This is a genomic window from Peribacillus huizhouensis, assembly GCF_014138605.1.
In the GTDB taxonomy this organism is placed as follows: Bacteria; Bacillota; Bacilli; order Bacillales; family DSM-1321; genus Peribacillus; species Peribacillus huizhouensis.
This window is the reverse complement of the sequence record NZ_JACJHX010000007.1, coordinates 98262-123111: the sequence shown is the minus strand read 5'-3', so window position 1 is coordinate 123111 and position 24850 is coordinate 98262. Positions and strand designations below refer to the sequence as shown.

General features: G+C 37.8%; 25 protein-coding genes. 16 read left to right on the top strand and 9 right to left on the bottom strand.

Features of this window, described 5'->3' with window-relative positions:
- Nucleotides 1-48: 48 nt before the first annotated feature.
- The 5 genes from HNP81_RS12690 (at nt 49) to HNP81_RS12670 (ending at nt 4186) form a co-directional block, all read left to right on the top strand.
- Nucleotides 49-870: a transporter substrate-binding domain-containing protein gene (locus HNP81_RS12690; protein ID WP_246399335.1), complete on the top strand. Its 822-nt coding sequence runs from the start codon at nt 49-51 to the stop codon at nt 868-870.
- A 93-nt stretch (nt 871-963) separates the two neighbouring features.
- Nucleotides 964-1623, top strand: coding sequence for an amino acid ABC transporter permease (locus HNP81_RS12685; RefSeq protein ID WP_028391675.1), 660 nt, complete (start codon nt 964-966; stop codon nt 1621-1623).
- The gene (locus HNP81_RS12680) at nt 1616-2338 is read left to right on the top strand and encodes an amino acid ABC transporter ATP-binding protein (protein WP_182502852.1); all 723 of its coding nucleotides are present in this window, start codon (nt 1616-1618) and stop codon (nt 2336-2338) included. The genes HNP81_RS12685 and HNP81_RS12680 overlap by 8 nt, the downstream gene beginning before the upstream one ends.
- Before the next feature lie 318 nt (nt 2339-2656).
- Nucleotides 2657-3649, top strand: a complete 993-nt coding sequence (locus tag HNP81_RS12675; RefSeq protein ID WP_028391673.1) for an aromatic acid exporter family protein — start codon at nt 2657-2659, stop codon at nt 3647-3649.
- A 27-nt stretch (nt 3650-3676) separates the two neighbouring features.
- Entirely contained in the window at nt 3677-4186 is a 510-nt protein-coding gene (locus tag HNP81_RS12670) for a L,D-transpeptidase (protein WP_028391672.1), read from the top strand.
- A 170-nt stretch (nt 4187-4356) separates the two neighbouring features.
- Here HNP81_RS12670 and prli42 read toward each other — a convergent pair whose 3' ends face one another.
- A complete protein-coding gene (gene prli42 / locus HNP81_RS12665; RefSeq protein WP_152534725.1) occupies nt 4357-4455 on the bottom strand; it encodes a stressosome-associated protein Prli42 in 99 nt (32 codons plus the stop codon).
- 172 nt (nt 4456-4627) lie between these two features.
- On the opposite strand from prli42, the gene mce reads away from it, so the two are divergent.
- The 5 genes from mce (at nt 4628) to HNP81_RS12640 (ending at nt 12503) form a co-directional block, all read left to right on the top strand.
- Nucleotides 4628-5044 (top strand): methylmalonyl-CoA epimerase, encoded by a 417-nt coding sequence (gene mce / locus HNP81_RS12660; RefSeq protein ID WP_182502851.1) that lies wholly within the window; start codon nt 4628-4630, stop codon nt 5042-5044.
- Nucleotides 5041-6591, top strand: coding sequence for an acyl-CoA carboxylase subunit beta (locus HNP81_RS12655; protein WP_028391670.1), 1551 nt, complete (start codon nt 5041-5043; stop codon nt 6589-6591). Before mce ends, HNP81_RS12655 begins: the two co-directional genes overlap by 4 nt.
- A gap of 372 nt (nt 6592-6963) precedes the next feature.
- Entirely contained in the window at nt 6964-8085 is a 1122-nt protein-coding gene (locus tag HNP81_RS12650; protein WP_028391669.1) for a M20/M25/M40 family metallo-hydrolase, read from the top strand.
- A gap of 1564 nt (nt 8086-9649) precedes the next feature.
- The gene (locus HNP81_RS12645; protein ID WP_028391668.1) at nt 9650-10957 is read left to right on the top strand and encodes an MFS transporter; all 1308 of its coding nucleotides are present in this window, start codon (nt 9650-9652) and stop codon (nt 10955-10957) included.
- Between the two features lie 289 nt (nt 10958-11246).
- Nucleotides 11247-12503, top strand: a complete 1257-nt coding sequence (locus HNP81_RS12640) for a DNA polymerase IV (RefSeq protein WP_182502850.1) — start codon at nt 11247-11249, stop codon at nt 12501-12503.
- Between the two features lie 223 nt (nt 12504-12726).
- Here the strand turns inward: HNP81_RS12640 and HNP81_RS12635 are convergent, their stop codons facing one another.
- The 3 genes from HNP81_RS12635 to HNP81_RS12625 all read right to left on the bottom strand — a co-directional run bounded on the left by HNP81_RS12635 (nt 12727) and on the right by HNP81_RS12625 (nt 13834).
- Nucleotides 12727-13059, bottom strand: coding sequence for an ArsR/SmtB family transcription factor (locus tag HNP81_RS12635; RefSeq protein WP_028391666.1), 333 nt, complete (start codon nt 13057-13059; stop codon nt 12727-12729).
- On the bottom strand, nt 13059-13490 hold the full coding sequence (locus tag HNP81_RS12630; RefSeq protein ID WP_182502849.1) for an SRPBCC family protein: 432 nt from the start codon (nt 13488-13490) through the stop codon (nt 13059-13061). Before HNP81_RS12630 ends, HNP81_RS12635 begins: the two co-directional genes overlap by 1 nt.
- A gap of 170 nt (nt 13491-13660) precedes the next feature.
- A complete protein-coding gene (locus HNP81_RS12625; protein ID WP_182502906.1) occupies nt 13661-13834 on the bottom strand; it encodes an asparagine synthase in 174 nt (57 codons plus the stop codon).
- A gap of 208 nt (nt 13835-14042) precedes the next feature.
- On the opposite strand from HNP81_RS12625, the gene HNP81_RS23650 reads away from it, so the two are divergent.
- Nucleotides 14043-14162: a DUF4407 domain-containing protein gene (locus HNP81_RS23650; RefSeq protein WP_220478573.1), complete on the top strand. Its 120-nt coding sequence runs from the start codon at nt 14043-14045 to the stop codon at nt 14160-14162.
- A 49-nt stretch (nt 14163-14211) separates the two neighbouring features.
- Here HNP81_RS23650 and zwf read toward each other — a convergent pair whose 3' ends face one another.
- Nucleotides 14212-15714: a glucose-6-phosphate dehydrogenase gene (gene zwf / locus HNP81_RS12620; RefSeq protein WP_312859677.1), complete on the bottom strand. Its 1503-nt coding sequence runs from the start codon at nt 15712-15714 to the stop codon at nt 14212-14214.
- 364 nt (nt 15715-16078) lie between these two features.
- Between zwf and rnz the strand changes: the two genes are divergently transcribed.
- The 5 genes from rnz to HNP81_RS12595 all read left to right on the top strand — a co-directional run bounded on the left by rnz (nt 16079) and on the right by HNP81_RS12595 (nt 20966).
- Complete coding sequence (gene rnz, locus HNP81_RS12615; RefSeq protein WP_182502848.1) at nt 16079-17032, top strand: ribonuclease Z; 954 nt, start codon at nt 16079-16081, stop codon at nt 17030-17032.
- 91 nt (nt 17033-17123) lie between these two features.
- Nucleotides 17124-17942: a squalene/phytoene synthase family protein gene (locus HNP81_RS12610; protein ID WP_182502847.1), complete on the top strand. Its 819-nt coding sequence runs from the start codon at nt 17124-17126 to the stop codon at nt 17940-17942.
- A 173-nt stretch (nt 17943-18115) separates the two neighbouring features.
- Complete coding sequence (locus HNP81_RS12605; protein ID WP_182502846.1) at nt 18116-19126, top strand: ABC transporter substrate-binding protein; 1011 nt, start codon at nt 18116-18118, stop codon at nt 19124-19126.
- Between the two features lie 45 nt (nt 19127-19171).
- Nucleotides 19172-20197, top strand: coding sequence for an ABC transporter permease (locus HNP81_RS12600; protein ID WP_028391658.1), 1026 nt, complete (start codon nt 19172-19174; stop codon nt 20195-20197).
- On the top strand, nt 20172-20966 hold the full coding sequence (locus HNP81_RS12595) for an ABC transporter ATP-binding protein (protein ID WP_028391657.1): 795 nt from the start codon (nt 20172-20174) through the stop codon (nt 20964-20966). Before HNP81_RS12600 ends, HNP81_RS12595 begins: the two co-directional genes overlap by 26 nt.
- Before the next feature lie 205 nt (nt 20967-21171).
- On the opposite strand, the gene HNP81_RS12590 is transcribed toward HNP81_RS12595, so the two are convergent.
- Genes HNP81_RS12590 through tenA form a run of 4 tightly spaced genes read right to left on the bottom strand, consistent with a single transcriptional unit; the run spans nt 21172 to nt 24731 of the window.
- Entirely contained in the window at nt 21172-21942 is a 771-nt protein-coding gene (locus HNP81_RS12590; protein ID WP_182502845.1) for an energy-coupling factor transporter transmembrane component T family protein, read from the bottom strand.
- A 12-nt stretch (nt 21943-21954) separates the two neighbouring features.
- Nucleotides 21955-23415, bottom strand: a complete 1461-nt coding sequence (locus HNP81_RS12585) for an ABC transporter ATP-binding protein (protein WP_182502844.1) — start codon at nt 23413-23415, stop codon at nt 21955-21957.
- Between the two features lie 12 nt (nt 23416-23427).
- The gene (locus tag HNP81_RS12580; RefSeq protein ID WP_220478572.1) at nt 23428-24012 is read right to left on the bottom strand and encodes an ECF transporter S component; all 585 of its coding nucleotides are present in this window, start codon (nt 24010-24012) and stop codon (nt 23428-23430) included.
- Nucleotides 24013-24047: 35 nt separating this feature from the next.
- Nucleotides 24048-24731 (bottom strand): thiaminase II, encoded by a 684-nt coding sequence (gene tenA / locus HNP81_RS12575; RefSeq protein WP_182502843.1) that lies wholly within the window; start codon nt 24729-24731, stop codon nt 24048-24050.
- Nucleotides 24732-24850: the final 119 nt, after the last annotated feature.

Sequence of the window (24850 nt, the reverse complement as noted above, 5' to 3'; positions counted from 1 at the left end):
AATGTTGATAGGGAAAAATCTATGAATAAGCAATCGGAGGAATATGGAATGAAGAATAGTAAACAACTTATGCTAATGTTCGCCATGATTATGATGATGACCATTTTAGCGGCTTGCGGTACATCAAATAATGATTCAGCAAACGATAAAGAAACTGCTAATGGTGATGAGAAAAAAGTATTAACGATGGGAACTTCAGCAGATTATCCGCCATTTGAATATGTTGAGACATCAAAGAGTGATGAAATCATGGGCTTTGACATCGATGTAGCCAAAGCAATTACACAAAAACTTGGCTATGAATTTAAAGTGAAGGATATTGATTTTAACGGTCTGGTACCTTCTTTAGAAAATGGAACAGTAGATTTTGTACTTGCGGGGATGTCTCCTACAGAAGAACGGAAAAAAACGGTAGATTTCAGTGATATCTATTATAAATCCAATCATATGATCGTAACGAAAGCAGATAGTAAAATTAAAGGTGCAAAAGATCTTAAAGGTGCTACGGTTGGTGTTCAATTAGCATCTATTCAAGAAGGAATTGCAAAGGACCTAAAAAAAGACGGTATCGACCTTACAATTGAAAATCGTAATCGTATTCCTGATTTAGTTCAAGAAATCAAAGCTGGTCGTTTTGATGCAGCCATTATTGAAGATACAGTAGCAAAAGGCTATTTAGAAGATAATCCAGATCTTGCAGGGTACTTGATTGAGACAGATACTAAAACAGAAGAAGCGGGCTCGGCGATTGCTTTCCAAAAAGACAGTGAACTAACTGAAAAATTTAATACTGAATTGAAAAAAATGATGGAAAACGGTGAAATGGAAAAACTTATATTAAAATGGTTCGGTGGCGAAACGGCTAAATAAATGTGCAAAGAAACGTTCAAAAGGGTGCGTATTCTCTTTTGAACGTTTTTCCGCGCTTTCTCGTATACGAACTAAAGAGAGGATGAATGTGGTTTGAACTTGGATTTTGAAAGAATTATACCCTCCCTTCCTTATATTTTAGAAGGGATCCCAATGACATTAAAAGTTGTTGCAGTAGCAGCAGTAATTGGGATAATTTTAGGAATTATATTATCGTTAATGAAAATTAGCCGTATTAAGCCATTAAATTGGATTGCGGACTTTTATACGTCAATTTTCCGCGGCACACCGCTTGTCTTGCAGCTTATGTTGATTTATTTTGGGTCTCCACAATTGTTCGGTGTGCAAATTGAAGCATTTGAAGCTGCTTTCTTGTCGTTCGGATTAAATTCCGCTGCTTATATTTCAGAAGTCATTCGCGGTGGAATTAATGCTGTTGATAAGGGACAAAGAGAGGCAGCACTTGCACTTGGTGTTCCTTATTCAAGTATGATGATAAGCATTATTCTGCCTCAGGCCTTCAAAAATATCTTACCAGCCTTAATGAATGAATTTATTACGTTAACAAAAGAATCAGCTATTGTAACAACAATTGGACTAGCAGATATTATGCGCCGTTCTTATATTGTTGGTGGCGACACATATAAATTCTTCGAGCCGATACTATTTGCTGGCTTGATTTATTATGTGATGGTCATGATATTAACAGTGATTGGCAAGTTGATTGAAGGGAGAATGAAACGTAGTGATTAAAGTAGACAACCTCCACAAAAGTTATGGAAAACTGGACGTCCTTAAAGGAATCAATACAAGTATTAAAGAAGGCGAAGTTGTAGCCGTTATTGGTCCATCAGGATCGGGAAAATCTACATTTCTTCGCTGCTTGAATTTACTTGAACAGCCGACTGAAGGGCAAATCTGGATAAAAGAATCGAATATTACCGATAATAAAACAAACATTATGAAAGTCCGCGAACATGTAGGGATGGTGTTTCAACATTTTCATTTGTTCCCGCATAAAACGGTATTGGATAATTTAACTTATGCACCGATGAAGGTGAAAGGACTTTCCAAACAAGAGGCACAGAAGCAAGGTAGGGAATTACTAAAAAAAGTGGGTCTTGCTGATAAAGAAAAGCAGTATCCTAATAAATTATCAGGGGGACAAAAACAGCGGGTTGCTATCGCCAGAGCGCTTGCAATGAACCCTGATGTTATGCTGTTTGACGAGCCTACTTCTGCACTCGACCCAGAAATGGTTAAAGAAGTGCTAGCTGTTATGAAAGACCTTGTTCATACAGGAATGACGATGGTCATTGTCACACACGAAATGGGCTTTGCACGAGAAGTAGCTGACCGAATTCTTTTCCTTGATGGTGGGAATCTTGTTGAAGATGCACCACCAAGTGAATTCTTTTCGAGTCCAAAAAGCAAGCGAGCACAAGACTTTTTGGAAAAAGTATTATAAGACAAACGAATATGGCGTTTAAACCCATTATTTAAAATAGCAAGCTACACCCACCTAATCTTAACGGGGGGTGTGGAGCTAAATTTTGTTTTTTTTACAACAAATATAGTACACCTGCAAAATAAATTGACTATATTAGGAGGTAGTGGAGATCCGTCTCCATATCCTTCATACTAAAAAGACGACATGATTGTTGTCTTTTTTTTTACGGAAAAATGTGAATACTTTAATTATGATAGTTGACTGTGCTTTCACTATAAATTGGTCGCGTTTGTTGGTAAGATGGGTATTATTATAAGAAAACTGGGTGATCTCGTTATGTTAAAAATCGGATATCGGACAATGAAAACGGCAGCAGGTACGACCCTCGCCATTTTTCTAGCACAATTAGCGGGGTTGGATAGTTTTCCGTCTGCAGGGATTATTACGATTCTCTGTACGAAGGTAACGAAGAAAAAATCTCTTGGGGCCGCCTATTCGCGATTCATAGCTTGTTTAGTTGCGATGGTCTATTCCACCATCCTGTTTGAACTAATTGGCTATAATCCAATGATCATTGGCATTATTTTATTACTTTTGATACCAACAACGGTTGCTTTAAAAGTAAATGAAGGCATCGTAACAAGCGGCGTCATTATCTTACATCTATATACAGCTGAACATATCACGCTTGATCTCTGGCTGAATGAACTAGGCCTCATCATAATTGGAATTGGCTCAGCCTTATTAATGAATTGGTATATGCCGAGTCTTGAGAATAAATTAATCGATTATCAGAAAAAAATTGAAGGTAATTTCAGCATAATTCTTATGGAGCTAGTAAATTATTTGCATACAAATGTAAGTAACTGGGATGGGAAAGAAATTACTGAGACACCTAAATTATTAGCTGAAGCAAAGACGTTAGCATTTCGAGATGTAGAGAATCATTTTTTGCGTGATGATGACGTGTATTATCATTATTTTAAAATGAGGGAAAAGCAATTTGAAATTATCGAGCGTATCTTGCCGCTCGCTACGAATATTCCGTCAAAAGTTAAGCAAAGTAAGATGTTAGGAGAATTTCTCATTGAACTAAGTAACAACGTCCATCCGCAGAATACCGCGATTATCTACTTAAAGAAGCTTGATGACATGGAGCAGGTTTTCAAAAAAATGGAACTACCTGTGACCCGTGAAGAGTTTGAATCGCGAGCAGCATTATTACAGTTAATGAAGGAAATCGAGCAGTATTTACAGCTTAAGCATTCATTTAAAGGGCTACCAGAACCAAAAAAACAGCATGAAAAGCTAAAGATGGGTGAAAACTAACGGAAAATGAATGGAAGGTTTGATCAGATGAAGATATTGCTTTCCTTAATCCTTACAAGCATATTATTGTCATTTGTAACGATGACCGCTTCTGCTGTTGTTGGAAAACCCTTTGTCATCGTAAATAAAGCAACTAACAAGGTGGCATTCATTGATGATAATAAAGTCCAGAATGTCTACCCTGCTGGTACGGGGAGAAGCAATGAGCTTACACCAGAAGGATTATTTACCGTTAAAGTGAAAGCTGTAAATCCGTATTTCCGTAAAAAGAACATTCCTGGAGGAGATCCTAGAAATCCTCTAGGTACGAGATGGATTGGCTTTGATGCATTAGGAACCGATGGGAGAATTTATGGACTTCATGGTACGAACAATCAAGCTTCTGTTGGAAGATATATCTCAAATGGATGTGTCCGCTTGAGAAAAGTCGACATCGAGTCTTTATATGAGCGTGTACCAATTGGAACAAAGGTTTTTATCACCCATTCGCCAAAAGACTTTGCAACATTGGCTAAAGAGCAGGGATTTATGAAATAAGAATGGCGAATTGCCTTAAAAAAATGTTAAAAAAAGGGTCAGACCTCACAGTTACTATCATCGTTTATTAACAAATAAACGATGATAGAGTGTGGGTCTGCCCCTTTTTGAATGATCTTTTTTATTCCGCATTAACGGGTAGTGAAGCCCCCACTGATTGAAGATTCACTTTATTGTAGAAAGAATGCAATGCCAGAAAGTAGACTCGTTAATAACATGGAAATAATCATTAAATAAACAACGATTTTTCTCGTTTTCTTGTTTTTCATTTTAATCTCTCCTCTATGTAAGGAGTATAGAATTCCTTACAGCATGCGTATATATATAGTTTAACTCGTCCATAGTAGAATCTCAAGGATATATTGTAGTAACGAATATAAGCAAGAATCGATTTGAATTTATTTAATATTATTATTCAACAATATTAAATGGGGGCTTTACATGATAAAGAGGATTGATCATATAGGTATAGCTGTCACATCAATAGCCGAAGCTTTGCCGCTTTATACGAATGTATTTCAATTGGAACTGGAAGGAATTGAAATCGTAGAGGATCAAAGAGTAAGGGTAGCATTTCTAAACGCTGGCAATACAAAGTTGGAATTAGTGGAAGCATTATCTAAAGATAGCCCAATAGCCCAATTTATTGAAAAACGAGGCGAAGGTATTCATCATATAGCTTTTAGTGTGGAAAATATTTCATCTCGAATTGAAGAAATTAATAATGGAGGCTTACATATGATTGATAAGACAGCAAGAATTGGTGCTCATCAAGCTCAGATTGCTTTCCTTCATCCAAAGTCAGGTGGAGGCGTTCTATATGAGTTGTGTGAGCATGAAGAGGAGGAGGAAAAATGACAGACATCTATGAACTTATCAATAAGTTGTATGATCGACGGCAGGAAGTAGAGCTTGGCGGTGGAGATGAGCGAATTTTGAAGCAGCATGAAAAAGGTAAGTTAACAGCAAGAGAACGAATACATCTTTTGGTCGACAAAGGGAGTTTCGTTGAACTCAATCCATTTATCGAGCATGGCTGTGTTGATTTTGGCCTAGATAAAATCAAAGGACCTGGAGATGGCGTAGTTACAGGATATGGAAAAGTGAATGGGCGTCCGATTTATTTATTTTCTCACGACTTTACAGTTTTTGGAGGAGCTCTCGGCGAAATGCATGCAAAAAAAATAGTAAATGTCATGGATTTAGCCGCGAAAAATGGTGCTCCGTTTATAGGGTTAAATGACTCTGGAGGAGCTCGAATACAAGAGGGGGTTGCTTCTCTGGATGGATATGGACAGATCTTTTATCGAAATGCAATTTATTCGGGGGTTATCCCGCAAGTTTCGGTTATTATGGGCCCATGTGCCGGCGGAGCCGTTTATTCACCAGCTATTACCGATTTCGTTTTTATGGTAAAAGATACGAGTCAAATGTTCATCACTGGACCAAAAGTGATTGAAACGGTGACAGGAGAAAAGGTTAGTGCTGAAGATCTTGGTGGTGCAATTGTACATACTAGCATTAGCGGAAACGCCCATTTTCAAGCTCAATCAGAAAAAGAAGTATTGGAGATGGTACGTCAGCTACTCATGTATTTACCGCAAAATAATGAGGAAAAACCACCTCTCTATGCTGTAGATGATAAAGAAGATTACCGACCAACACTTACAGAAATTATTCCATTTAATGGTTTGCGTCCTTATGATGTTCGTTTAGTAATTGGTGAGGTCGTAGATACTGATTCGTTTATGGAAATCCAAAAAGATTTTGCGAAAAATATTGTGATCGGCTTAGCGAGAATGAAGGGCGAGGTGGTCGGACTCGTCTGCAATCAGCCCAAAGTATTAGCTGGAGGGCTTGATATCGATTCTTCAGACAAAGCAGCACGATTTATTCGTTTTTGCGATTCGTTCAATATTCCACTTATTACCTTGGAAGATGTGTCTGGATTTTTCCCTGGAGTTAAGCAAGAGCACGGTGGAATCATTCGCCATGGTGCAAAAATCCTTTATGCTTATTCTGAAGCGACAGTACCAAAGTTAACAGTCGTTCTCCGTAAAGCATATGGTGGTGCTTATGTAGCGTTAAATAGTAAATCAATTGGTGCCGATTTTGTATTTGCCTGGCCTAATGCTGAAATTGCCGTCATGGGGCCTCAAGGGGCTACGAATATAATATTTGCAAAAGAAATTGAAACGAGTGAAAATCCAGAGCAGACACGGGCACAGAAAATTTCCGAATATCTTGAGAAATTTGCAAATCCGTATGTAGCAGCAAGTCAAGGAATGATTGATGATGTCATCGATCCCCGGGAAACGCGCATTAGATTGCTCCAATCTCTAGAGATGTTGCGTAACAAAAAGGAATCTAGACCATTAAAAAAACATGGGAATATTCCTTTATAATGGTGAAAATGAATCATGATTTCTTGCGGGTACCGAACTATTAGCGATATACTAGGGATGTGGAAGTAGTTAGACTTCATCAAAGGGGATATTTATCCCACTCTTGACGTTGAGCACGCTATGAGAAGATAGATGAGGATCAACTGTCCGTAGAGTCGATTTATCTACACTGCGCGGAGATATTAGCGGCTCTAGAACGGGACTAACAATCAGTGGGAGTACGAAGAAAACCCCCTACTGATTGAAATTTCACTTTATCTTCCTAAACTGATCGATCGTTAGCTAGGATAAAGTGAAGATTTCTCATCGGAATTTTACCGATCACGAAATGGATCTAAAATCAGGTTTATACATATTGGAGGTTTTGTAGAAATGGTGAACGAAGAACGTATTATAAAGGAATTTATTGAATTAGTCCAAGTCGATTCGGAAACAAAGTTTGAAACGGAAATTGCTAAAGTTTTAAAGGAAAAATTCACGGCATTAGGTGTAGATGTTTTCGAGGATGATACTACCGCTATTACAGGTCATGGAGCAGGCAACTTGATATGCACGCTGAAAGGCACGAAAGAAGGAGTGGATACGATTTATTTCACTTCACATATGGATACGGTTGTACCAGGCAAAGGAATTAAACCGTCCATTAAAGACGGCTATATCGTTTCTGATGGAACTACGATTCTTGGAGCGGATGACAAAGCAGGTCTTGCAGCGATGCTTGAAACAATCCGGGTATTAAAAGAAGAAAATATCCCCCATGGTACGATTGAATTCATCATCACCGTAGGAGAGGAATCTGGTCTTGTTGGGGCGAAAGCTTTAGACCGTACCCTCGTTACAGCTAAATACGGCTATGCACTAGATAGTGATGAAAAGGTAGGAAATATTATTGTGGCAGCGCCAACTCAAGCAAAAATCTTTGCAAAAATGTACGGCAAAACAGCTCATGCAGGAGTTGCCCCTGAAAAAGGAATTTCCGCAATTACAATGGCAGCAAAAGCGATTGCGAAAATGCCGCTTGGAAGAATTGATGAAGAAACAACAGCGAACATCGGCTATTTCAGAGGTGGGCAGCAAACAAATATCGTTTGTGACTTTGTGGAAATCTTGGCGGAGGCACGCTCTTTAATTCCAGAAAAAATGGAAGCTCAAGTTGAGAAAATGAAACAAGCGTTTGAATCCGTTGCATCTGAAATGGGTGGAAGAGCTGAAGTTGAAGTAACGGTTATGTACCCTGGTTTTAAATATGGCGATGGTGATCATGTTGTTGAAGTAGCCAAGAAAGCAGCAGCAAAAATCAACCGTCCATCAAAGCTACTTCAAAGCGGCGGTGGAAGTGATGCGAACGTCATTGCTGGCTTCGGCATTCCAACAGTAAACCTTGCTGTAGGCTATGAAGATATCCACACAACTAATGAAAAAATTCCTGTTGAAGAATTAACGAAATTAACGGAAATGGTCCTAGCCATTATCGAAGAAGTTGCAGGAGAATAATCGAACGAAATATGCCTGGAATTTAAAGAGATTTATATATCAGATATAGAATTTGATGTGACAATAAAAAACCATAGAGTGAAATTAAACTGCACCCCCCATTGTTAGACACGATCTAACAATGGGGGGTGCATTTTTTTATGACTAAATTTACATTGAATCAAAAAAATAGATGCTGTTGTAAGATAAAAGTGCAAAATTATTGGGAGCGAATTATCAAGTCGTTCGAATGTGGGGGAAGCAGTTGAATATCACGGAATAAGTGCTTTTGAAAAAAGCTATACAGTTTATTCAATGCAGTATAAATCAGACGTTCTTAACTATATAAATGAAAATGGAACGTCTCCGAATGAAACCGCCGTCATTTTTAATATTTCATCACCTGCATGGATTAGAAAATGGCGATTTCAACTAATTACAAAAGGAATTGAGTCCCTAGAATCAAAGAAAAAGAGATGTTCACCGATGAAAAACTAAAATCAAGAATACATTAAATTTGTAAAATATTGCATGGATGTGGGAGCAAAAGGTGTTGCAGTTAGTCGAAATATTAAACAGAATCAAATCCTTATTGGAGTATGTGCTGGTTTAAATACTAATATTCATAAAAGTGGAACTGGAAAAGAGGCTAATAATGTTTATCAAATGTAAAACATCCATTATTAAAAATATTTTAAATATTTGGAAAAGTATTGAAGAAATAAAAATGAATGATAAAATAATAAACAAGTTAAATATAGAAAATAATTACAAAATAAAGATAAATTGGTATTTTTGGTAGTTTAAAGGGAGGTGGTGAAAAATAAGTTTATATGTCACAGCTCAACGAGGCAATCTGATTTCGACAAGGAAATCAGATTATTTAGAATGTATTATCGCTGAAGTGAGCAAAGCTGGTTTTAAAGGGGTTGATGTTCAGATCGCTTTGTTAGAAGAATATTAGAACTCACAAGAATGACTTAAGGAACAAATGGTTAGTAAGGAAATTGAATTAGCAACTTTGACTTTACTATTTATCTGGGAAAATGATAAAAATTCGAGGGTGAGGAAGAGAAGGGAATGGAATGGCGGATTAATATATTAAGTATTTGAGGCAATTTCCTAATGCTCTATTGAATGTACTAGCAGGGGTGGACCTAATCGGAATACTTTATTGAAAAGGCAATGAGAGGTAATTAGCTGGGCAAATGCACTAGGGAAATAAAGGAGTAAACGGTTTGAACCTTCATTTCTAGTGCCAGAAGTCTATTATCCTATAAAAAATGAAAGGGGTTTCAATGCTAGTTTGATAGAGAAATTAGTTGAATAAGGGAGTTATCGTTCTTTCAAGATCAGTGATGGATATGCTAAATAAGAGAGTTATTAACAATTCTGTTAGAAGTACTTCAATTAAACAGATAAAAATATATATTTCCTTTTTAGTTACAAAATTGTGTTGACATTAACAAGTGAGCGTTCATTAGGAATAAAGTTGCAATATTTCAGGGTTATCAACTATATCTCTCAGAAGCACCTTGTTTTAGTTAAATTTGGTTTGTGATTTTTAATAAGAGGAGGAATTATTATGGAGATGAATACCGCCCCAAGTTTGCCGACACAAACAACTCAAAAGAAATATCGTTATACAGTCTTAATTTGGTTGTTAATAGGTGGAATGCTCAATTACTTAGATCGTTCTATTCTCTCCATTGCGGCTCCGAAAATGATGCCGGAACTTGGATTAAGTGTAACGGATATAGGTTTACTTGGCGCTTTTTTTTCTTGGTCGTATGCTATTATGCAATTGCCCTCTGGATGGCTTATTGACAGATTTGGTGCTAAAAAACTTTATTCGATAGGGATTTTAGTATGGAGTGCATCAGTCTTTTTTAGCGGAATGGCCAGTGCGCTTTGGGTATTCATTTTATTACGAGTTATTTTAGGGGTTGGTGAAGCACCTTGTTTTCCAACATCAGCAAAAATTACAGTTAACTGGTTTGCGAAAAAAGAGCGAGGACTTGCTGCAAGTATCTGGGATTCGTCTTCTAAATGGGGACCTGCGATTGCCCCTCCAATTTTAATTTTTATCATGATCACATTTGGATGGCGGGAACTATTCTATTTTGCAGGGGGCATTGGGATTATATTTGGATTTATCTTTTTGAAGTTTTACCAAAATCCAAATGATAGCAAGAGACTATCAAAGGAAGAATTAGAATATATAAAAGCAGATGGAGCCGGTGAAGAACAGAGTAATAAGAGTTCAAATATCAAATGGCTTTCCTTATTTAAGTACCGTAGTGTCTGGGGAATGATTTTGGGATTTTTTTGTACGATTTGGATATGGAATATCTTTCTCGTTTTTTTACCTTTATATCTCTTGGATGAATATCAAATATCATTGGCACAAATGGGGATTTATGCAAGTATCCCATGGATAGGTGGAGGAATAGGTAACCTTACAGGTGGATTTATGACAAAAAAAATGGTGGAGTCGGGATTCGCTTCACCAATGAAATCAAAGCAGATTTTAATTAGTATTTGTGCTGTTATGGCAGGCATTTCTGTAATTTTATTACCCTTTGTTAACAATATTGCTTCAACGATCGTACTTCTTACATTTGCGTTATTTTTTGTATCAGCGATTACGGGGAACGCATGGGCATTGGCCACAGATGTTGCTCCTTCATCAATGGTAGCGTCCGTTGGTTCAATACAAAATTTCGGCGGATACTTCGGAGGAGCCTTCTCACCAGTGGTAGCAGGGCTAATTGTACAATCCACCGGTTCATATTCGTTAGCTTTTATTAGTGGTGGTATTATAGCATGCTGTGCAGCTATTTGTTATTTGTTTATTGTGAAAAACCCAATTGAAGAACCAGCAAAGGCATAAATTATTGAAATTAGCTCAATGAAATAAAGTGAAATAAACTATTACATTTAAGTAAAAAGATAGGTTGGTATGCATGCGTAAACAAAATTCCTAGAATCATCCACTAGTAGAAGTAGATAGTTTATAGATTTATAAAACGACACTAGGAGAATAATTGAATAAATATGACTGGAATCTGAGATATCTTAGATTCCGTTTTTTTGTGTGGGAAATATTCTGGGAAATGGGGTCTGACCCCTTATTATGTTACAATAAGTATATCTGCTGTTTGTAAGGAAGTGACAGTTGAATGGATGAGATGTATCCTAGAAATGGAAAAGTAATTCTTCATGTGGATATGAATAGTTTTTTTGCTTCTGTAGAGATGGCGTATGATGCTGGACTTAAGGGGAAGCCGCTTGCAATCGCTGGGAATGTTGAGGAGCGCCGTGGAATTATAATCACGTGTAGCTATGAAGCAAGGAAATTTGGAGTGAAAACGACGATGCCGATTTGGCAAGGGAAAAAGCTGTGCCCTGAACTTATCATATTAAAGCCTAACTTTGATCGATACCGGAAAACTTCCATTGCCATTTTTGAACTGATGAGACAATATACAGACCTAGTAGAACCGGTTTCAATTGATGAAGGATATCTAGATATCACAGGTTGCGCGGAACTAGGTTCTCCAATTGAAATTGCCGATAGTATTCAAAAGCGGATTTTTGAAACGATGGATTTGCCTTGTAGCATCGGAATTGCCCCGAATAAATTTCTAGCTAAAACCGCTTCAGATATGAAGAAACCGATGGGCATCACGATTCTCAGAAAAAGAGATGTTCCGTTGAAACTTTGGCCTCTTGAGGTTGGTGAAATGCATGGAGTCGGCAAGAAAACAGCAGAGAAGCTTAATAGTATCGGAATTGAAACAATTGGCGATCTCGCTAAAGCTCATGATGTAACACTCAGGCAAGTTCTTGGTATTAATGGGCTAAAATTAAAGGAACGAGCGCAAGGAATAGACGGGAGAGCAGTCGACCCAGAATCCATATTTGATCATAAAAGCATTGGCAACTCAACGACATTGCCAAAGGATATAACGAATCAGAAAGAATTAATCGATATATTAGAGCAACTTTCAACAAAGGTAGCTCTTAGGTTGAAAAATAAAAAATTAGTAGGGCAAAAGATTGGTGTTACCATTCGTTATAAAGACCGAAGGACGATAACGAGAAGCAGAATTGTCGAAAATCCTTTTTTCGAGAAACCTGAGATTCATCAGCTTGCAGTCGATTTGTTTAAAAAGCATTGGAATGGAGAGAAAGTGCGTCTACTTGGAGTGACCGCTTTCGATGTAATGGATAAGGAAGCTGCCTATAAACAGCTAGATCTATTTTCTTATGAAGAAGATGCGGAAAAAGAACCGCTTTACTACGCTATGCAAAAACTGCAAAGCAAATATGGCAAGGAAATCATCAAAAGAGGAGTCGAAGCTGCTGAAAAGAAAGGGCAAGCGGAGACGAGTTTCAGCAAGGATTTTCTTGATAACTTGCGATTAACGGAATAATAGAGCAGATAATAATTGTTTGGTTCAGGAACAAATAAAAGGGATGTCATAAGGGTCTGACCTCGCACTCTAAATCAGTTTGTAGTGTTTCATACACGTATCTTACTCTGTATTTAGTGATTGTGGGTCTGACCCTTTGTTTTTGGGACACCCCGGTTACCTTTGTTGTGAATCAGACTTTAAAACTTAACCTATTGATTTTCAAGATCTGTTTTGATGACTTTTAATCTTTTTCATTCTGATTTTCAACAATATGTTTAAGGATAGATAACTTGTTATGCCAAAATTGTTCGAAATAGGAAAGCCATTGTTTCAATTCATCCAATGAATCTGGTTGTATTCGAAAACGTTTTTCTCTTCCTATTTTTCGTCCATTAACTAGTTTTGCTTCTGAAAGAATATGAAGATGTTTTGCAATAGCTGTACGACTCATTGGGAAATGCCCGGTTATTTCTAAAATAGATAATTCTTTTTCAGCGAGTAATTTGAGTATATCTCTCCGAGTAGGATCCGCAATAGCTTGGAAAACATCATGCTTTTGTGCTGAAGCAGACATTAATTAGTCACAATCTTTCTCAACTTTTCAATAATTCCTGTCCAACCTTGACTCATCCGGTCACGAATAATGGAGCTTTTCTCGTTCGGTTTCGGAAGGATGTAATCAGGGTTTTTCCATCCTCCATGAATAAGTGTAAACTCTGTCTTACCATCTACCTCTTTTAAGATAAAAGAAACGACCCAGCCATCTTCATCCCATGAAAAAGAAAGTCGATTAGGTGGATCTAATTCAGTGACTTTGCAAGGCGAAGGTCCGAACGGTGATTGTAAATAGAATTCCTGTCCTACTTTCGGTTGAAAATCATTGGGCATGAACCATAAGGCAATTCCTTCTGAAGTTGAAACTGTATCCCACACTTTTTGAATGGGCGCATCAATAATGACTGTTTGCTTAATATCTTGTAATGTAACCTGATAATTTTCTACCAAAATAATTCTCCTTTTTGTATAAATATAAAACCAGATGGTTTTGTTTTTATAATATATAACACCTTTTGGTTTCGTGTCAATGGTAAAAGAGGCTGACCCGTAATGATAGGGTCAGGCCTCACAATTCTTTTAGTACGTTTATAAAATTGTATAAAGCGTAAGGTCCTCTGTTAATGTCGATGCTCTACAAGATCAATAACACCGAGAACGATATGTGCTAAACCGAAGCCAAATAGAGTGTTGGCGACCATTTTGTTGGACTTCCTATTTTGTTTCATTGCATACCCAGTTGCCGTTACCGCTGTGCCTAGAGCAGTAGGGATTAAGCCTTCTCGAATGTGTATCATGTTATCCCTCCACACAAGCGAAATTTGATGTTACATCAATAGTTTAACCTTTTTGATAGTCACAAATCAGGTGAAAACAGGAGTAAGTACCTAGTATGAATTAGGGATTTTGGAATTTGAAAATTTTGGTGTATGTCAGATAATGTAATCAATATAGTAGCGAGGCAGAAAGAGTAGATTAGATCATTCAAGGAGGGCGTAATAAATGAATTCTAGCTGGATTTTTGGAGTGTTATTTTTATTTTTCATTGCCATCGAAACAGGAATCGCTTTTTGGCTTAACTTAGGAAAAGGGGAGTATGTAGACCGAGAACAACATGAATAAACAAGGCTGATTCTTAAGTGAAAGAAGTCAGCCTTGTTTTTTATCTATCTTAATTATCGATTTCTAGATTTTCAACTGGCCACCAGAAATGACCGTCTTTTTCCAGTAGGTTATCTGCACATTTTGGACCTATGCTTCCAGCAGCATAATTCGGGAAGCTTTCATCTTTCGTGTTTTCCCATACATCTGAAATGATGTCAACAAATTTCCAAGATAAAGCGACTTCATCCCAATGGGTGAAATTGGTGGCATCTCCACGCATACTGTCGAATAATAATTTTTCATAAGCTTCTGGAGTATTCATTCGGTCAATGCTTGTATTGGAGAAGGAAAGTCTAACTGGTTTCGTTTTCATTTGGTTGCCATTTTTCTTAGCGTTTAAGAGTAGGGTGACACCTTCTTCTGGCTGGATATGGATGACAAGCAAGTTAGGATGGACGTTTTCTTCTGGTTCTTTGCTATAGTATAAATTCATCGGAATATCTTTGAATTGGACAACAATTTTCGTTGATTTAACATCCATCCGCTTCCCTGTACGAATATAGAACGGTACTCCTGCCCAACGGAAATTATCAATGAGTAACTTACCAGCTACATATGTTTCGGTATTGGAGTTAGAAGCGACAGATGACTCATTTCGATAGGCAGGAAGTAAGGAGTCGGAAACAGTGCCTTCTCCATATTGGCCTCGGACAAAGAAAGCGTCGACCTCTTCTTTTCTCATTGGACGCAATGAGCGCAATGCACGTGCTTTCTCACTACGAATTTCTTCGTCAGTTAATTTGATTGGCGGTTCCATTGCAAGCAATGCAACCATCTGCATCAGATGATTTTGGACCATATCACGAAGCGCTCCACTGGTTTCGTAGTAACGACCTCGTTCTTCAACGCCAAGCGTCTCACTGGAAGTCACTTGGATATTAGATATGTATCGGTTATTCCATAGCGGTTCAAACATTGCGTTTGCAAAGCGAATCACTTCAATGTTTTGGACCATTTCTTTTCCAAGGTAATGATCAATTCGATAGATTTCATCTTCAGAAAAGGCTGTACGAATTTGTTCATTAAGTTCTTTAGCTGATTCAAAGCTAGTACCGAATGGTTTTTCAATCACGAGTCTTTTGTATCCTGGCGTATCTGTTAAACCTTGGGCTTTCACTTGCTCAGCAATTGTACCAAAGAATTCAGGTGCCATAGCTAAATAGAAAATTCGATTGCCTCCTAAATCATATTGTTCATCCAGCTTATCTGCTATGTTTTTTAATTCAATGTAAGATTCTGAACTGCTCACATCATGGGAATGATAAGAAAAATGTGAGACAAATTCATCGACATTTTCATGGCTGTCAGCAAAAGTCTGAACAGAATCTTTAACATTTTCTTGAAATTCAGCGTTTGTTAAAGGTCTTCTGGCTACCCCAACCACTGCGAATTTCTCAATATTTTTTTTTTGAAACAATCGATAAATCGACGGAAATAGTTTCCGTTTGGCCAAATCTCCGGTGGCCCCAAAAAGGATGATTAATGCGGACGGTTTATTCGTTGATATCACTTGCATAACCTCACTTTTCATAAAAAATATTCTATTGTTCATATATTTAACTATAAAGATACATGTAAGTGAACGCAATATACTTGCACTTTCATTATTTAAGGATACCCATAACTTGACTATTGTATTTAACCCAGTTTAACAGCCTGTAAAACCCCTTTGGTGAGATAAAGTGAAACTTACCTTTATGGTTTTCAAAGGTATAGTTGAACCAATCGGTTTTTTAATGTTTCTATATCGAAGTGTTGGCCTTCGATATAGACACTAAAACGGGACTAACCATAGGTGGGGAACTACACTCACTTATGGAAGTTTCACTTTATGTTATAATAAAAAAAGGAAATGATACAACGGAGGTAATATTTTGGATTTTGTTTTTTTAGGAACTGGTGCAGGTATACCTGCCAAGGCAAGAAATGTGTCGGCAATCGCGCTTGAATTGCTGGAAGAGCGAGGAGTGGTCTGGTTGTTTGATTGCGGTGAAGCCACCCAACACCAAATATTAAAAACATCAGTTAAACCACGTCGAATTGAGAAGATTTTTATTACGCATTTACATGGTGACCACATATTCGGTTTGCCTGGACTACTGAGTAGCCGCTCTTTTCAAGGAGGAACTGAAGACTTAACTGTATACGGTCCTAAAGGGATTGGGGACTTTATTCAAACAAGTCTTGCCATAAGTGGCACTCATCTTAAATATTCTCTATCCATAGTTGAAATAGAAGAAGGTATCATCTTTGAGGATGAGCAATTTACTGTTTCAGCTTTAGCGCTTGATCATGGAATTCTTTCTTACGGTTATCGGATAGTAGAAAAAGACAGACCTGGGACCTTGCTTGTCGATAAGCTGAGAGATGAAGGTATAGCACCTGGCCCTATCTTTAAAGCTATTAAAAACGGTGAAAATGTTACATTGGAAGATGGACGAGTTTTAAAGGGATCTGATTATTTAAGTGAACCAAATAAAGGAAGAATCCTAGCAATCCTCGGTGACACGAGGACATGTGAACAGGCTATTTTGCTTGCGAAAAATGCGGACTATCTCGTTCATGAAGCAACTTTTTCCAAGGAAGAAGGAGAGATGGCATTTGATTATTTCCACAGCACGACAGCGCAAGCAGCTGAAACAGCAAAACTAGCTGGTGCCCATCAGTTAATTTTGACACATATTAGTGCTAGATATATGGGAGAAGACATTGCTGTACTGCAAAACGAAGCGTGTGAAATTTTTCAAAACACGTTGATTGCAGAAGATTTACTCCAGATTAAGGTCCCTTTGTATATAGAAAAACAAAGAAAGACGATTATTGAATAGACCTTTTTGTATGGTATGATAAAGTGAAACTTCCATAAGTGGGATGAATTATTAAAAAAATGAAAGTTGTACATAAAAAAGGAGCTTTAATATGAGCGAAGAAAAAGATTTACAAAAGAAGGCCCATGATTTTTTAGTGCAAACGAGCCGAACCTTTGTTATTCCAATTAGCCAGCTTCCTTCTGGATTACAGGAAACCGTGGGGGCAGCGTATTTATGCATGCGTGCAATCGATGAAATTGAGGATCACCCCTTACTTCCTGCTGAGATAAAAAGTAAGTTACTAAAAGAAATCAGCAAGTTGTTGAGAAATGGTTACAATCGTGAGGAGCTGCTGAAAATCCTCCTTCCTTATGAAGCTTCCCTTCCTGACGTTACGTTATTTCTCAATGACTGGATTGCAATCTGTCCTGAAACGGTCGTAGATAAAGTACTTGATGCTACGGCAGAAATGGCAGAAGGAATGGCAAAATGGGTTGAATTGGACTGGCAAATTCAAAATGAAGAGGATTTGAATGAATATACGTATTATGTGGCTGGACTTGTCGGAACGATGCTATCGGATCTTTGGAATTGGCATGACGGTACAGAAACAGATAAAGAACTAGCCATTGCATTTGGTCGCGGACTCCAAACCGTCAATATTCTTAGAAACAAAGCAGAAGATGCGGAAAGAGGTGTGAACTTCTTCCCGGAAGGCTGGGAGTTCGAAGATATGCTTCAGTATACTGAACAGAATTTGCAACGCGCTAATTTATATTTGGCAGATATTCAAACAACATCCATCCGCCATTTCTGTGAAATTCCATTAGCATTTGCCCATGCTACTGTTTCGGCGTTAAAGGATGGCAAAGAAAAAATAAATCGAAAAACTGTTACCGACATTGTAACAAAAATTGTTGGCAGTTAATTATTATAGAACCGTTTAAAAAAGTGTATTTCACTTTTTTGAACGGTTTTTTTGTTTATTTTTTTAAAATATTATCGGAAAAATTAGAATTGTATTGTAATTGGTCTAGGTATTTGGTTATAATTTATTTCAACAAAGCATAAAAGCGATAAAGGAAATAGGGGGATATATTCATGAGAAACACATGGTTTAAAACTGCAGCGGTCTGTTTAGCGGCAAGTGTATTGTTAGTAGGGTGCGGAAGTGATACTAGTAGTTCCGGTGACTCTGGAGAAGCGTCAAAGGAAAAAACATATCAAATTGGTGTTTCTCAAATCGTCCAACATGCTTCACTTGATGAAGCATACAAAGGGTTTCAGGAAGCATTAAAAGATAAAGGAATCGATGCAAAATATGACGAGCAAAATGCACAAGGAGATCCAAATAACTCATTAACAATTGCGCAAAATTTTGCTGGGAAAAATGTTGACTTAATCTTTGCTAATTCTACGCCAAGTGCAATGGGAGCATTAACTGCAACAAAAGACAGTAATAAGGACATCCCAATTGTCTTTACATCTGTAACTGATCCAGTAGCAGCTGAATTGGTCGCTTCGCTTGAGGCCCCAGGTGGAAATATCACTGGAACGACTGATGCACACCCTGATGCAATTGCTAATTCAGTGGAATTTATTGCAAAAGAACTTGGAGCGAAAACGATCGGAACGGTCTACAACTCAGGAGAACAAAATTCAATTGTTCAGATTAATATGTTAAAGGCGGAAGCGGAAAAACAAGGAGTTAAAGTAGTTGAAGCTTCTGCTGCGACGTCTGCTGATGTGAAACAGGCAACTGAATCACTCGTTGGTAAAGCTGATGCCTTCTTTATCGTCACAGATAACACGGTTGTTGCAGCACTTGAATCGGTTATTATGGTTGCCAATGAAAAAGATATTCCATTGTTTGTTGGAGAGTTGGATTCTGTTGGTCGCGGTGGGTTTGCGGCATATGGATTCAGCTACCACGATATCGGATATGAAGCAGGGGAGATGGCTGCAGACATTTTATTAAACGGAAAAAAACCTGCAGAGCTTCCGGTTCAATATCCGCAAAATCTTAAACTTGTCATAAATGAAAAGGCAGCAAAGGAAATGGGAATCGAATTGAAGGAAGAATGGAAATCAGAAGCAGAACTTATTAAATAAAAATAAAAAACATCTAGAATAAGCTTCTAAGAAAGGGATGAAAGGATGCCTACAGCAATCTTTAGTTCATTTGAATCGGGACTGATTTATGCCATCATGGCTCTTGGCGTATATTTAACATTTCGGATTCTTGATTTTCCAGATTTAACAGTTGATGGCAGCTTTGTAACAGGAGCAGCTGTCACAGCAATTATGCTTGTAAATGGCTACTCACCGATAATCTCAACGGGCGCAGCTTTACTAGCTGGTTTTGCAGCTGGTTCGATTACAGGCCTCTTGCATACAAAAGGGAAAATCAATCCGCTACTATCTGGAATATTGATGATGATTGCCCTATACTCGATAAATTTACGAATTATGGGTAAATCTAATATTCCTTTATTTTCTGAATCAACGATTATTACGAGTGTTAAGGAAATTTGGTCAAAAACAGGACTGGATTCCTTTTTAAATAAAGGAATGGAACTGTTAGGACTTGGAAATTCAGTGCCAAGCACATGGGCAATTATTTTTATTATGCTCGTCATTTCACTAGTCATAAAATTTGCATTATCGCTTTTCTTAAAAACAGAAATTGGTCTGGCTATCCGCGCTACTGGTGATAACCAATCGATGGTGAAAAGTTTTTCCACCAATACTGATAACATGAAGGTACTCGGACTTTCAATTAGTAATGCACTAGTTGCTTTCTCTGGGTCACTTATTGCCCAATACAATGGTTTTAGTGATATTGGCATGGGGATCGGCATGATTGTCATTGGGCTCGCTTCTGTTATTATCGGGGAAGCAATCTTTGGGGCAAAAACGATTGCACGAGCTACCCTTGCTGTAATTGGCGGTGCGATTGTATATCGAATTGTCGTTGCACTCGCGCTTCAAGTTCAATTCCTACAAACAGGGGATGTAAAATTAATTACCGCAGCGATTGTTATCGGTGCATTAATCATTCCGCAGATAAAGGATAAGCAGAAAGAAAAAAGTATGAAGAGGAAACGTTTAAAAGAATTGCAAATGCAGCAAACATTGGTGAAGGGGGCGAAAGAGGTTGCTACAGCTAAATCAAATTTATAAAGTGTTTAACCAAGGAACTCCAGATGAAAAGCTAGCGTTAAAATCTCTCGAGCTTACCCTTGAAAAAGGTGAATTTGTGACCGTCATCGGTAGTAATGGTGCCGGTAAGTCAACACTGATGAATATGATTTCCGGTAAGTTGATTCCTGATGCAGGTTCAGTGATCATAGATGGCAAAGATGTTTCATCCGTCGATGAGTATGTACGTTCAAAAATGATTGGCCGTGTTTTCCAAGACCCAATGGCTGGAACTGCTCCACATATGACGATTGAAGAGAACTTGGCAATTGCATATGGCAGAACGAATAAAAGAGGCTTGAGATTAGGTGTCACGAAAAGTCGACGTAGCTTTTATAAAGAAAAACTCGAGACTTTGCACCTCGGATTAGAAAATCGGATGAATGCGAAAGTAGGAATGCTTTCAGGCGGTGAACGGCAGGCGTTGTCGCTATTGATGGCGACCTTCACGAATCCGAAAATTTTGCTACTTGATGAACATACAGCAGCTCTCGATCCATCACGAGCCGACCTTATTACTAAACTTACAAAAGAGATTGTTAGTCAAAACAATCTTACGACATTAATGGTCACTCATAATATGCAACAAGCCCTTGATCTTGGCACCTCCTTAATTATGATGGATAAAGGTCAAATCATCTTTGAAGCAAGAGGCGAAGAAAAGCAAAAGTTAACCGTAGAGAAGCTTCTTCATGAATTCCAACGAATTAAAGGGGAAAAAATGCTGAATGATCGAGCTGTATTGATTTAAATAAGGAAGATTGTTTTTATTACATTTTTTAGAAACATATATTGACGAATGTAGAAGCAGTGAGATAATTATGAAATCTCACTGCTTTTTTATGATGATCTCAAGTGGTTTAGTTGGATGTAAGTAATCTATCAGTGCAACCTTGCTAAATATCCTTTGAATAAGATTTTTGTATCAATAAGTCAGCGCCAGATCATTGAAGATATCAAATCCCCTTAACTGCTCCATAATATCCTCCTAGAAGTAGGATGACAAAATATAATATGAATACAAGATCATGTTTAGAAAAGCCGATTTCGTAATAATATGTCCGGTCCCGAGTGTCGGAAAATCGCTTTGCTTCCATGGCTATAGCAATCCGGTGTGCACGTCGGATACTCCCTGATAACATTGGGATGGAATAAGCTTTCATTTTAAAAAAAACGGACCGTATACCTGTTTGTCTGACCACACCACGCACTTTCATAGCATTTTGAATCGTTTGAAACTCCTCCAGCATAATCGGAATTAATCTCAATGCTGCCATAAAACTATAAGCATATTTTGGCTTGAGTTTGACTTGTTGCATTAAAGAATAGAACAGATAGACGGGTCTCGTAGTTAAGGCAAAGGTCAATCCTAGCACTGCAAATAGCAAGGCGCGAAAACCAACGAGTAGTCCCCTAAAAAAGCTTTCTTCGGTAATATGAATGAGCCCCCACTTAAACCAAGTGGTGTTTCCTTGTCCAAATAAAATCATCGAAGAAGAAGTCGATAAAAATACAACAAAAAAAGGGATAAAGAGTAATAAAATTCGTTTGAGCGGCTGTCCTGTAAAACACAAAAATAAAATCAATACGATTATCGTTAAGTTTACCATGAAAAGTAAATTATGAACTAATAACACAACTATACACAACATAATTAATACGAATAACTTAAGGCTAGGATTAATTCGGTGTAGCCATGTTTCTTTACTCGAAAAATCTAATTGCATGACGTTCCTCCATTACACGGATACTAATTCAGGATTAATGCTTATACTTTGTGTTTCATCGCTGATCACTTTCCCAGCCTCTATTGTCCAAATTCTTGTTGCAAAGTTGTTTGTAATCTGTTCATCATGGGTAATCATGATAATCGTCGTACCTTTCAGTCTGAGTTCTTCAATCCATTCAAGTAACGCAAAGGTGTTTTTGGAATCTTGCCCAAAGGTAGGCTCGTCTAAAAGAATGAGTTTTTGTTCATTTACAATCGATGCAGCTACACTTAAACGACGCTTTTGTCCCATTGATAATTGATAAGGGTGCTTATCCCGATGGTCTCCTAATCGGAACCATTCTAGAAGTTCTTCGACTTTTTTTTCTATTTCTCGAGAATCCTTTTTGTCTACTTTTAATGTGTAGGCGATTTCTTCATAGACTGAATTTGTGACAAATTGAAATTCGGGATTTTGAAACACGAATGTCATGAAATCTGATTGTTTTTTCACTTTTTTAATAGCAGTCCCTAATAGCTCACAATGTCCTGTTGTTTTGATGAATTGCATGAAAGCATGTAAAAGTGTACTCTTGCCAGCACCATTTTCTCCTTTAATAACAATCCATTCTCCAGAATAGGCTTGCAATTGATCTACTCGTATTTTTTCTTCCTTTTGCCTAAATCCCTTAAAGTTTTGCACATCTAATATTTTCTCCTTTTTTTCAAAAGGCGTCCTCAAACGAAGCAGGGGGGTGGTATCTAAATACTCTTCCCAAACACCTGGAAACCAGATACCTTGTTCCCTCATTTCCTCTTGATACGTTGACAAGATGATTTCTTTTGGTCCATCGGCTATAATCTGACCAGCTTCATTAAAAAGAATGATTCGATCAATGAATTCTAGGACATGATCAATTTTATGTTCCACTATAATGACTGTTTTTTCTTGGCCGACTTCTTTTAATACATTCCAAATCTCTTTTGTTCCTTTAGGATCAAGCATTGCTGTTGGTTCATCTAAAAATAATACATCGGGTTTTAGGGCCAAAACCGATGCTATCGCTAAGCGTTGTTTCATACCCCCAGATAGTGTTTGAATGCTAGTATGAATATTTGGTAAATGTAAGCCGACCTGCTGTAAGTGATGATGGATTCGATCAATCATTTGTTGTTTTGGAACGTTTATATTTTCAAGGACGAATGCAATTTCTTCATCAACAAATGGCATGCAAAACTGACTATCTGGGTCTTGAAAAACATACCCAAAAGAAGGGGGACTTACTAATTCTTCAGCTTTCATAGGAACTTCAATGGAATGAGGTATTAAGCCGCTTAAAACTTGTAAAAGCGTTGACTTCCCGCAACCTGATGGTCCGAGCAGGAGGACTTTTTCCCCTTTATAAATGGTAGAAGATAAGTCCTTAAATATTAAGGAAGTATCTCCTGGGAATTTCAATCGTAATTTATCTACATGTGCAATTCGTTCCATAGTTATCAACCCTTACTTTTGATCCAGTTCTGCATAATCTTTACTTGATGCTGGACGAACAAGATTTGTTACGCCTGTCGCTTCTAAAACCCTCACTAGATAGTAAGCAAACACTCCAGCAAAAAGAATAGACCCGAGAAATCTAGCAATCATAAATAATGTTAAATTCCATGCCGCAAGCTTGCCGATTTCTCCATAGGCGAAATCCATAAGTACCGATCCTAAGCATGCAGCGATAGCCGATAATATCGCTACTGAAATATGAAATCGTTTATATTTGAATGCCATAAAGACAAGCTCTGCAAACAATCCTTGGACAACGCCATAAAGTAGTACGGTTAGCCCCCATGGTGAACCTAAAAGAAATTCACCAGACGCCGCTGCGATTTCGGCAAGCAATGCAACGCCAGGTTTACGGATGATCAAAAAAGCAACAGTAGCAGCAATAAACCACATTCCATACACAAATTGATCGGCATGTAAGCCAATTGGTTTTAGAGCATAATACACCGAGCCCCATAGAATATAAACAATGCCAAATGCAATGGCAATCACAATCGTCACTAATATGTCTGTCAATTTTAATCCCTTTGTCATGTTACGAATCTCCTTTATTGAGAATTTGCTAGCCTTTATACTTCCAATATTTCTTTTCGAACCGGCCATGTTTCTAACCGATACGCCATCTCCCAAAAAGAGTATTCATATTGACTACTAAGGATGAAATGCTCTTTCATTCGTAGTTTATCCTCCTCTGTCACTTTTTTCGCAATCTCATCGATTCTCTTAATCTGTTCTTCTACCAATGTCCGGAACCAATCGCCTCCATATGCAGCAATCCACTCTTGATAAATCGGTTCTTCTGGTGTACATTCTTTTAGTCTTTCACCGATTTCATAATACAACCAGTAACATGGCAGAATCGCCGCAATTACGTCACCTAAATGTCCTGAATAGGCAGCACGATACATATGTGATGTATATGCATAAGCGGTAGGTGCAGGCTTAAAATTTTTCTGTTCCTCTTCGGTAATGCCCAATCGTTTGGAAAAATTCTCATGCAGCGATAGCTCAGCTTCATACGTTCCTTGTGCATGGCTGGCAAGTCGACTCGTTGTGTATAAATCTGTTGCTTTTACTGCCCCTAAAGCTTGTACTCTAGCAAAATGAGATAAATAATAAGCATCTTGCATCACATAATAGCGAAAATTGACTAGTGGAAGTGACCCATTTCCAATTCCTTCAACAAAAGGGTGATGAAAGCTTGCTTCCCAGATGTGATCAACTTCTTTACGAATTTCCTTTGAAAATGTCATATGAATTGCCCTCCATTTTTTTAATTATTAGACATAAATGAAAATAATGATTCGGTATCATCTTTTAAAATAAGTTATGTTAAAGGTCATTGTTGATTTTGGCACTATGTTGATTGGAG